This is a genomic window from Mesorhizobium sp. M7A.T.Ca.US.000.02.2.1 (genome assembly GCF_003996995.1).
Lineage (GTDB): Bacteria > Pseudomonadota > Alphaproteobacteria > Rhizobiales > Rhizobiaceae > Mesorhizobium.
The window spans coordinates 1-2,443 of the sequence record NZ_RZTT01000631.1; the positions used below are offsets into that span (position 1 = coordinate 1).

The following is a 2,443-nucleotide window of genomic DNA, read 5'->3' on the forward strand; positions in this document are numbered from 1 at the left end:
GTCCGTCTCCATCCCGCGGCACAGGCCGAGACCGACCTCAACCAGGTGATCCGGTCGGCACTCGAAGTGACCGCCTATGGCGCCCGCTCAAGCGGCATCGTCATCGACACCGATTTCGCCGCCGGCCCGCTGCTGGCCATGGCCGACGCCGACCATGTGACGCAGGTAGCGGCCAACTTCCTCATCAACAGCCAGCACGCCTTGGCTGGCATAGCGGGCGACCGGCTGATCAAGGTGCGGACGTTCCGCAGCGACCGCGGTCACCCCTGCTTCTCGGTCGAGGACAATGGGCCCGGCGTGCCGGAAGCGATCCGCGGCCGCATCTTCGAATCCTATTTCACCACCAAGCCGGTCGGCGTCGGCACCGGCATCGGCCTGTCGATCTCGAAATCGATCATCGAGCGGCACAATGGCAATGTCTGGTTCGAGGAAGTGCTCCCGAGAGGCGCGCGTTTCGTCGTCCAGCTGCCGGCCATCGTGGCCGGCCTCGCCACCGCCGGCGATAACCAGCCGCGATCGAGCGGCCTGCGCCATGCCTTGATCATCGATGACGAGCCGGATGTCGCCGGCTCGCTCTCCGACATACTCGAACTGATGGGCATCAAGTCGCGGATCGTTCCTGTCTGGGAATCGGCCGCCGCCACTTTGAGCGGCCACATGCCGCCGGACATCGTCTTTTCGGACCTGCGCATGCCCGGCGTCAGCGGCATATCGATCTATCGCGAGCTGCTCGCCGAAAAGCCTGACCTGGCGCGGCGTTTCGTGCTGGTTACAGGCGACCTGATCGGTGCGAAAGCCGAAATCGAGGCCCTGCCGGCACAGCAGCGGCCGCAGATCCTGGAAAAGCCGTTCAGCACGCTTGATGTGCGCAGTGTGCTGTCCGCCATTGCCGAACAGGCGGCCTTTAAAGAATAAAAAGAGGCCCCCGGGGGCGGGGGCCGAAGAAGAGCGCGCTGGAGGGAGCGCTCGGGGAGTCCAGAACATGATCCCAAAACGGGAACGGTTTCGGATCAGGCTACGATAAAATCAGAAAATATTCGGCGTGTCGGCCAACGGTGCGGCAGTGGCGATCATGCGGATGGCGCGGCTCTTGTGTGTTCCGGACTGTTCGGCGATTGCGCGCAGGCAGTCGATACTCTCGGCACCCCAGGTCTGGCCCTTGCAGGCGAAGTCGGTCACCGGTACCGGCAGACGCGCGATCCTGGTCGTCGTCTGCGCCCCGTCGATGAGATTGGACGGCGGATTCAACGAAGCGAAGGCCGGCCCGATTGTCGGCGTGAACGCCATGCCGACGAAGGCGCAAGCAGCCAGCACCATGAACATCGCCATGGGGTGGTCGCTGGCCCGCTGGCGCAGCGCCAGTTTCGGACGGCGGTCATTGCGCTCTGGAGCCTGAAGGCGGCTCTCGCCGCGGATCGTCTGGATTTTCGCATGCATTGCCTTCCCCTTCGCTGAGTTTCTTTTGGCGGTGAAATGAACTTATCCGCACTTTGTAACGACGATGGGGTGGCGAAGGCCTGGCACTGTAACGAATTCGAAACAGCATTCGGGCGAAGTCGGGCAAAATCGGGCATAGCTTCGACGGCGCTCGGGCTCGAGGCGCAACCTGACCCGATCTTGCCAAACAGTTTTTCGAAAAGACCAGGCTCAGACCGGAGCTTGAAGCTCGGCAATGATCTTGTGCGCGGCGATACGCCCGGCAATGATGGCGCCCTCGACATACCCCGGAAACGACGGCGAGAGTTCTGAACAGGCGAGATACACCGGCGGTGCGCCGGCAAGGATCGTTCGCTCGGCATCTCTCGCTCTAACATCGACAACAAGATCGCTGTACGCGCCGCCGCTCCAGCGATCGCCTACCCAGTCACGCAAACTGAAATCGATGACATCGCCGGCACTCGGACCAAGGGCTACCTCCAACCGGCCGGTCACCTCCGCACGCAGTTCCGCCTCGCCGAGGTCACGCCAGCGCAGCGCGAGCGACCCGCCGACGAACACGACGAGCGCGGCATGCTCCGCATCCTTGCCGGCGTCGCAGGCAAACAGCCCCGGCGGATCGAGCCACATCACCATGCCGTTCAAATCCCGCCCGCGCCAAAACGGTTTGGCATAGCGCACCAGGATCTTGATAGCCGCGCCGCTTTTCCAGGCGCCGAGCGCCCGCCCCAGTCGGGCTGGCAAGGCGGGAGCAAAGGCGAGCTCCGTCACCGTCGCCGGCGGGACGGCAACCAGGACCGCGCGCGCCTCGATGGCACCCCCGGCCGAAACGACAAGAACACCTTGCGAACTGTGCTCGATGCGCGTGACCGGCTCGCTGAGCCGCAACCGATCGCCAAGGTCGCGGGCCAGATCGTCGGCCAGTGAATGCATGGTTTCGCGCACGAAATATTGCAGCTCCGGCACCTCGTTGGTGACGCGTCGGTCATTGTCGATCAGATACCAG

Annotated in this window: 3 protein-coding genes; 1 reads left to right on the forward strand and 2 read right to left on the reverse strand. The window is 63.9% G+C overall.

Annotated elements, in window-relative coordinates:
• The coding region (locus tag EOD15_RS32775; RefSeq protein WP_148129768.1) for an ATP-binding protein at positions 1-915 on the forward strand (915 nt) is incomplete at its 5' end.
• A gap of 111 nt (positions 916-1,026) precedes the next feature.
• Here EOD15_RS32775 and EOD15_RS32780 read toward each other — a convergent pair.
• Positions 1,027-1,437, reverse strand: coding sequence for a hypothetical protein (locus EOD15_RS32780; protein ID WP_127321947.1), 411 nt, complete (start codon positions 1,435-1,437; stop codon positions 1,027-1,029).
• Between the two features lie 210 nt (positions 1,438-1,647).
• Positions 1,648-2,443, reverse strand: a 796-nt coding sequence (locus EOD15_RS32785; RefSeq protein ID WP_185929142.1) for an FAD-dependent oxidoreductase, incomplete at its 5' end; no start/stop codon positions are given.